This window comes from Schwartzia sp. (in: firmicutes) (assembly GCF_978017985.1).
The window spans coordinates 1-7,538 of the sequence record NZ_CDXDFU010000190.1 but is presented as its reverse complement, the minus strand read 5'-3'; the positions used below and the strand labels follow the sequence as shown (position 1 = coordinate 7,538).

General features: G+C 45.5%; 11 protein-coding genes. All 11 read right to left on the bottom strand.

Going from position 1 to position 7,538, the window contains the following annotated elements; all coding sequences use genetic code 11:
* Positions 1 to 672: chorismate synthase (gene aroC / locus ACY69O_RS08330; RefSeq protein ID WP_462333007.1), on the bottom strand; the 672-nt coding region annotated here is incomplete at its 3' end.
* Positions 673 to 867: 195 nt separating this feature from the next.
* Entirely contained in the window at positions 868 to 2,061 is a 1,194-nt protein-coding gene (locus tag ACY69O_RS08325) for an HNH endonuclease (RefSeq protein WP_462333006.1), read from the bottom strand.
* A gap of 297 nt (positions 2,062 to 2,358) precedes the next feature.
* Complete coding sequence (pilO, locus tag ACY69O_RS08320; RefSeq protein ID WP_462333005.1) at positions 2,359 to 2,892, bottom strand: type 4a pilus biogenesis protein PilO; 534 nt, start codon at positions 2,890 to 2,892, stop codon at positions 2,359 to 2,361.
* 11 nt (positions 2,893 to 2,903) lie between these two features.
* Positions 2,904 to 4,073, bottom strand: coding sequence for a PilN domain-containing protein (locus ACY69O_RS08315; RefSeq protein ID WP_462333004.1), 1,170 nt, complete (start codon positions 4,071 to 4,073; stop codon positions 2,904 to 2,906).
* On the bottom strand, positions 4,070 to 4,486 hold the full coding sequence (locus ACY69O_RS08310; protein WP_462333003.1) for a hypothetical protein: 417 nt from the start codon (positions 4,484 to 4,486) through the stop codon (positions 4,070 to 4,072). The genes ACY69O_RS08315 and ACY69O_RS08310 overlap by 4 nt, the downstream gene beginning before the upstream one ends.
* Positions 4,486 to 4,992 (bottom strand): hypothetical protein, encoded by a 507-nt coding sequence (locus ACY69O_RS08305; RefSeq protein ID WP_462333002.1) that lies wholly within the window; start codon positions 4,990 to 4,992, stop codon positions 4,486 to 4,488. Before ACY69O_RS08305 ends, ACY69O_RS08310 begins: the two co-directional genes overlap by 1 nt.
* Positions 4,985 to 5,374, bottom strand: a complete 390-nt coding sequence (locus ACY69O_RS08300) for a pilus assembly FimT family protein (protein WP_462333001.1) — start codon at positions 5,372 to 5,374, stop codon at positions 4,985 to 4,987. The genes ACY69O_RS08305 and ACY69O_RS08300 overlap by 8 nt, the downstream gene beginning before the upstream one ends.
* Positions 5,375 to 5,833, bottom strand: coding sequence for a pilus assembly FimT family protein (locus ACY69O_RS08295; RefSeq protein WP_462333000.1), 459 nt, complete (start codon positions 5,831 to 5,833; stop codon positions 5,375 to 5,377).
* A gap of 1 nt (position 5,834) precedes the next feature.
* Complete coding sequence (locus ACY69O_RS08290; protein WP_462332999.1) at positions 5,835 to 6,407, bottom strand: prepilin peptidase; 573 nt, start codon at positions 6,405 to 6,407, stop codon at positions 5,835 to 5,837.
* Entirely contained in the window at positions 6,404 to 6,796 is a 393-nt protein-coding gene (locus tag ACY69O_RS08285) for a competence type IV pilus major pilin ComGC (protein ID WP_462332998.1), read from the bottom strand. The genes ACY69O_RS08290 and ACY69O_RS08285 overlap by 4 nt, the downstream gene beginning before the upstream one ends.
* Positions 6,797 to 7,059: 263 nt before the next feature.
* Positions 7,060 to 7,538: C69 family dipeptidase (locus tag ACY69O_RS08280; protein WP_462332997.1), on the bottom strand; the 479-nt coding region annotated here is incomplete at its 5' end.

The following is a 7,538-nucleotide window of genomic DNA, read 5'->3' as shown; positions in this document are numbered from 1 at the left end:
TCCGATAGGCACCCCTCGCACAATAACCTCGAACACACCGCCCAGCGTATCTCCTGCTTCCTTTGCCTCACGGATACGTTCCTTCATTTTTTCTTCTGCCTCAGCGTCAAAGCAGTTCAGGTCGGAGCTTCCGCTGCCTATCTTGCTGCGGTCAATTTTGCTTTCATCGGCCTTTACTCCGCCGATTTCTACAACGTGAGATACTACCTCTATTCCGCATGCTTTGAGGAAAGCTTTGCATACGCCGCCGACAGCTACACGCATAGCTGTCTCGCGGGCGCTGGAACGCTCCAGAATATCACGGATATCCTGTCTGTCATATTTCTGTATTCCCACATAATCCGCATGCCCCGGGCGTGCGGCCGTAACCTTTTCGCCGGCCGGTTCACCGAAAGCCGCCATACGGTCGGTCCAATTAGTCCAATCTTTGTTAGTGACAGAAAGAGTCACCGGTCCGCCAAGTGTCTCTCCGAAACGGACTCCGGAAAGAATATCCGCGCGGTCTGTTTCTATCTTCATTCTTCCGCCGCGGCCGTAGCCCTGCTGCCTGCGTGCGAGATCTTTATTTATTTCCTCCCCGCAGAGCTTCAGTCCTGCAGGTATTCCTTCCAAAATTGCGGTAAGACGCGGTCCGTGTGATTCTCCCGCCGTCATGAAACGAAGCGTTCCCATCCTGATTCCTCCATTATCTGCAAATGCTTTACAAAACAGTTTAATCTATCCTGTGCAATAACGCAAACAATCTTTGAAAAACATGTGCAAAAATGTAAACCTGACTCCAAAAAATTTTCTCTGTTAAAAATCTTAGACGGAAATATATTGCGATAAAAAACAAAGCATCATGCATAATGTGCAAGATGCTTTGACTCATTCGATAATTTTTTCCAGTTCATCATGTTTGCTGAAGGCCAGTTTGTGGTAATAATACCTTATGAGCTTCAGCTCTCCTGCACTGTCCTTGACATAAAACAGTCTGCCCGGCATTATTACCTTGCTCACAAATCCGATTTTAGGCTCTGCTAAATCGCGGTATTTTACACGCTTTATGGGTATCATCATGATATCCTCATACGCCTTATCTCCGGAGCTGTAAAAAACAGGGATTTTATTATTTTCTCTGTAATAATCAACCTGCTGATTTTTCTCGGTAAAAATCGTGACCTCGGTGTTCAGGAAGGTTCTTCCGAAATAATCATATACACTGTAACGGAAGAAGCTGTGACGCTCAATGTCATTGATTCCGATGATCATCTCATCCTTTATGGGATAATACTCAGATGACAATCTCACTCCGATATAAAACGTATTAAAGAGTACCATGTAACACTGCAGGCCTATGGTTCTGCCTGATACCAGCACGATATAATGGGTTTTGTTTTTTGTGGTTCCCAGGAAGCTCATGCATTCCGTTGCCTTCTTGTTTATGCCGTTGGCAGCAAAGATTTTCTTGGCATCGCTGACGGTTATCTTCCCCGACGACAATATCCCGGCTATTGAAGCGGCTTCTTCATCATCAAAATATGATGGAACTTCATCACAGGCAAACTCGTATGCGATTTTCAAAAATCCAAGCAGATATTTCTTTGTATCAATTTCATTATCGCGCCCTGTTCCGGACGAAGCTGCACCCATGGATTCTTCAGCGGCGGCTTCTGCTTTTTCCTTTTCTGCTTTCGCATTCCGTATGTCGCTGATTACTGCGCTTAAGCCCTTGTCCTGGTCCAAATCGACATAATTTATCAGCCTGTAATCCAGTTCACCGGCCTCGTCTACAGTCAGATTGACCTTTACAAGTCCGCTTTGCATAGCATTTTTATATCTGCTGTCAAGCAAATCAGGCAGTCTGCTTTTTTTGCCCCTGATTTTATGGATATAACGGCAGAGCTTCATTAAATTACTGTCTGTGAGATGCACATCAGCAATTCTTTCCAGCCTGTTGTTGCAGCTTCTGCACACATTATATACGTGATAATATCCGCCGGTAGGGCCCGGAAATACATGCTCATCACTTTCTATAACATTTTTTCCATCAAAATCCTTGCGGCATATAATGCACTTCATGCAAATCATCCCAATTTAAATTTTGTGAATGCTATACAAAAACAATTACATATATCACATTATACCAAAAAAGCAAGCCCGCGACTCATAAAAGCCGATAAACCGTACAAAACTCTCAGTAATAATACTCAACATCTAAAGCCAAACGACAATATAGGACTTTCTTCCTTTTTGCCCTAAAAACCAAAAAGGGGCTTTTATCCTATATTATGATGAAATTATCCCAATTTTCTCTAAATAAATGATATCATTATTTTACGAACAGAACAACTATTTGTTCATTTATAACAAAACGTTTTACGATGCAGCAGCGAAAATAAATACCGTGACTGCAGCCTCAAACACCCCTGTTTTATCTGCTTTGCCATGCACCTCACGGATATCAATAAACCTTCCGTCCTGTTCCATAAGATATAGAAAATCCAGCCACTCAAAATATGTGCCTTTCCCCGTCACTACTATCTGCTGCTCTCTATAGGCTTCGTATGTTTTTTCTTCTCCCGGAAGAATTTTTTCTATCTTTATACCGCTCTTTCGGCTCCATTGCTGCAGCGAGGTCAAAAATTCCGCTGAATTAATCTGCTTTGGAAGCAATTTATCAGCAGTCTTTTCCTGCTTTTCAAGTCTCCTAACATCATCAGCAGCGTGTGCATGCGCTGCTGCAAAACGCTCCAGCTGCTTTTTCTGCTGTCTCAGCATGTTAAGTTCTCTTTCTGCTGAAGCAATTTCTTCCTCCTGTCCCGGATACAGAAATAATATAAATACTGCCATCGCTGCGGCAGCTATACAAAGCGCCGCGACAAGCTTTTTCATTCCCCGTGTCAGTGTCATAAAATCCCTTTCTAAAATTTCATTGTCAACGAAAACCTGATACTCCCGTCCTTGCCTGCTTCTACTGTTTCAAGCTTCGGACTTTCCTTTATTATCACGGGACTCTCTGTCCACATATTGATGTATTCGGATACTGCTTCATAGCTTTCTGCATTTCCTTTGATACGGATTTTATTGTTATCGTCAGTCTCTATTCCATCCAATGTGACTCCAGGCAGCGTCCTTGCTCCCAGGCATGTAAAAACCGCGTACCAGGATATCCTTTTATCTCTCAGTTCCTTCAACAACGCATAAGACGACTTTATATCCTTTTTCTTCTTTATAAAATCCTGATGAATTTCCTGTTCGTCTGCCCGAAGCATCAATTCCTGACGGACGGCTTTCTTTTCTTTTTCTATACGGCTGAGCTTCCATTCACCCATTCCGTACAAAACCGCAGCTGCAGCAAAAAACGGAAGTATCGCGCATGCGGCGGTTTTTCTCCAGTCCCATGCACCTTCCTGTCTGTCCCGCGGAAGAAAGTTCTCATTTTCAGGCAGACCGCGGATAACTCTCCATGCCGCATAGAACGCCTGCTGAAGCAGTTCTTTTTCTTCTCCCATTTTCTCCCAGCTGAAAAATGCCGGAAGGGAAACCGTTTCACCGGACCAAATCATATCCTGCCCCTGTTCTTCAGGCAGAAATTCTGCCTCCCCAACAATAGCGGCTATATTAAATCCATTGCCACTGAAGGCAGAATATATTTCCTCCATAAATGACTGCTCAAGAATGCCGATGGAATAGATATTTTCCTCCTGTCTGCGATATGTGTAGACATGTGCCGCAAAAGGGGTGTTTGCCTCTATTTCCCAATGCATCGCGCTTGAAAGCTCTTTTTCCGTAAGCACCGGAAACTTCTTTTGATAGGAAAATATCATGGATGCCGGAATACAGAGCACTGCCCTCTTTTCTTTTATGCCGTTTTCCGTGCAGCGTACAGCCAGCTCCTCCGCAAACTGTTCTATATGCTTAAATCGCGTCGGATATTCTTCTTTTTCCTCCAAAAACAGCCTGCAGGAGTCTGTGTGCAGCATGTGGAGGCTATTATTTTCACCCCGGCTCATGAAGGAATAGTACACTGCGTCCTGCTGCAAAAATACACCTATACAGCTTTTGACCTCTGACCGAAAAAACGACTTCATTGCAACGCTCCCCAACGTTCAATCTTATATCCCTGTGTATCTCTTTTTACGGCTTGTGCGTAAATCCTTGTCTTTTCTTTCCCATTTCCGCTTTCAGCCATAAGATATATCCTTTCTCCCTGCCTGCGCGCATAAACCACACAGGATAATCCGCTAGCATTATCCTTGCCTGACCATATTCTGCTTGAACGGTTTGATGTTAATTTCTCTGCCGTTTCGGGATGGCCCTTCAGCACAGCCTCTGCCGCAAGGATACCGTTTTGCGCTTCAAGCTGCATTGCTGCCACCGACATAAAATGCGCTGTTTCCTTCATCTCTCTATGAACCATTGTGTATGCAGCCATCGCCAGCATTGAGAAAACAGCTAACACACAAATACCGAACAATGATGCAAAGCCCTTTTGATTTCCCATCAGGAGCCTCCCTGCTTCTGAAGCATATATTCCGCCGAACGCAGCTCGTATGAGTGTCCTGTCAGCCTGTTTTTTCCGCGGATATGTATATATACCGCAGATGGCCCTGCCATTTCAAAATCCATCTGTTCAATCTCCACCGCGCCCAAAGTACTCTCTCCTGTCAAAGGCTGGTTGTTTCGACGTATTCTCGGGAAGTTTTCACGTGTAAGCTCATATCTGACGGACGTACTTAGATTTGTGTCGGTTTTTCCTGTTATATTTATGTATCCGCTGCCGTATTCCACGCGGTTTGCATACATAATATCCGAGGAAATTCTTTTCATGGAATACTGAACGTCCCTTTGAAGCTGCCAGTCACTCACCATGTAAAAATATGATTTTATTCCCCATCCGAAAAGTACAGCCATAGAAAGCAGCAGCACAGCAAAAAGCGGCAGGGATACGGACAGCTCCATCAGGCTGAATCCATCTTCCTGCCGCCACCAGCTTTTCCTGTCATCCACCGCAGTTCACCAGCTTCCTGAATTTTTCCTCCCGTATACGCCCGGCACAGCTCCACCGCACGCGCACCGTCACTTCCCGAAGAGAGTTCCCCTCATCTGCGGGCTTCATCGCAGTATAGACCTCGTATACTCTTCCGTTAAGATTTTTTATATCCGGTCCGGCGGTTCCAAGCCATGATATATCTCCCGTGTACCCGCGGTAATGCTCTGCATCGGAAGAAATTCTCGCTATCTGCTCACGGGCAAGATAAACCGCCGCATGGGAAGCCTCAGACTCCTCACGCTGGCGGTTCAGCATACCATATGAAACGCACACAAGAGACGCCGTTACCAGCAATAATCCTACTACCACTGTTTCTATGAGCAAAAATCCTTTTTGCATTTACCCCTCCGGAGGTTTATCCGATACGCGGATACGCCCCTCAACATCTATAATGACGTACTTACTCTGTCCGTGTAAATCAAGCGTCAGAGTAACCGGGTTCGCCGTACCCAGGACCCCGAAGCGAACATGCTTAATGTCTCCGCTGATATTCATGCCGTTCGGAAGTCTGTGCCTCTCATATTTGCTCATGTTCAGATAAATATAGTATTCACTGCCTCCGCCCTTGAGTGCCGGATAGGTATCTGACTGAACATCAACAAAACGGGTACTTTGCGACGGATAATCCATGGAAAGCTCCCTTAAATATCTGAGCTCAGAGACTAAAAGGGCTGCCTCCCGCTGCAAAAGCAGACGGTCTGAAATCGCAGTAAAAACGGGAACTGCAGCCGTTGCAGCCAAAGAAAGAATGGCCATGACCAGTAAAACCTCAAGCAGAGAAAAGCCCTTTTGTTTCATGTCAAAACCCCTGTAACCATGCCCATGCTTTATTTCCGTACAAAAAAGCAATCCATGCCCCCAAAGCCAGAAATGGTCCGAAAGGTATTTGCGCCTTCATGGTCTGTTTCTTTTTCATCAAAAGAAACAATGCCGCCAATCCACCAATCCAAAAAGAAACAACTGCTCCCACAAAAACACCGGGCCATGAAAGCCACAGGCCAAGCACGAAAGCCAGTTTAATATCTCCTCCGCCCATTCCGCCATGAGAAACTGAGCGAAGAAAAAGCAGCAGTCCCGAAAAACCTGCTGCCGAGATGAGCGCAGGCAGCCATTCGCCCTCTCCGAAAAACAGCCTGAATGAAATAACACATAAAAGCATCACGGCAAGCCATCTATCGAAAATAAGACCGTACCGATAATCCAGCACTGCTATCCCGCTCAGAAAAAATGCAAGCACACAGCCATGCAGCATACGGGCGGATATTCCTTCACTATACAGAGCCCATAAAATCCCCATTGCCGTAAACAGCAATATCCAAATGAGATTGCGGAAAAACAATGGAAAGGTTAGCTTTATTTCCGGCTCACTCATTTATCCTTGCGTCCAAAATCAGTAATGCTATGCTCTTTGCAAATAGCCTGAGTTTTATCTGTCGAAAGCGAATAAGTATCACCCGAAGCTATCTCTATTGTTTCACCGGTCCGCAGAAGACATTTTCCCTTTGGGGGTTTGAGGTTTTCAGCATCCTGAATATATTCCTTCAAATCTGTTGTAAGATTGGAGGGATACGAACCATGCTCCGCTTCATACAAGACAATTGCGGAATTCAGCACATTAAGGTCAGACTGAACTTTAGTAGTGTTTGCCAACGCCACCGCCCCTGTAAATCTGGGTACTGCGACCATTGCCAGCACACCTGCGATAGACATAACGATTAGGAGCTCCAACAGCGTGAAACCCTTCTGATTCCCCAATTTCATAAGCATTTCCCCCGCTTGTTAATTTTCACACTTTCTTATTCTATTATAAAGAATCTGACAAATAAAGTATTTTCGTATTTATAACGCATTTATTCAAGTTTTGCAAAGGCAAATATTCCTCTGTCAGCGTTTTACCCGGGCGAACATAAAAAAATGTGCGAACAACTAAATGTCCGCACATTTTTTAATATCTGCACTTTCCAGTCTATCATGCCTTTGTATTCGACAGCGTGTAATGCTCCGCAAAGCGGCTTTCCTGACCGTCAATATTTCTTCGGCGTATCGGCAGCCGGCAGACGTTCGTACTTCACACCCGCAGCGGCATTAAACTTCATCATGAGCCGCCTTGAAAGTTCTTTCCAGTCTTCAAAGATTTTCAGCGCGTTGCCGCGCAGAGCATCAGCGAATTGTTCCTTCGAGAAACCCGAGGAGGCGTTAATCAGACGCACGGAATTTGCCTCAGACCGCTCCACCGCCTCCCTGACAACAGGCGACATAATGTTGAAATAGCCCTGTGTCAGCGCCATGACTTCATTGGAGGTCCAGTACATCTTCGCGGAATCGTAGGTATCGCGAAGCGCGCGGTATTCCTCCGGCACCTCCGATACGGCGAAGGGAACGAAAGGATTCTCATAGGGCGTGTTCATGGACATCCAGACCACCGGAGACGGGAGCGCGTCATTGACCTGCGCGATATGGGTGTAGCTGGTACTCGATGAGAGGATGGATCGCTCGCCTATCT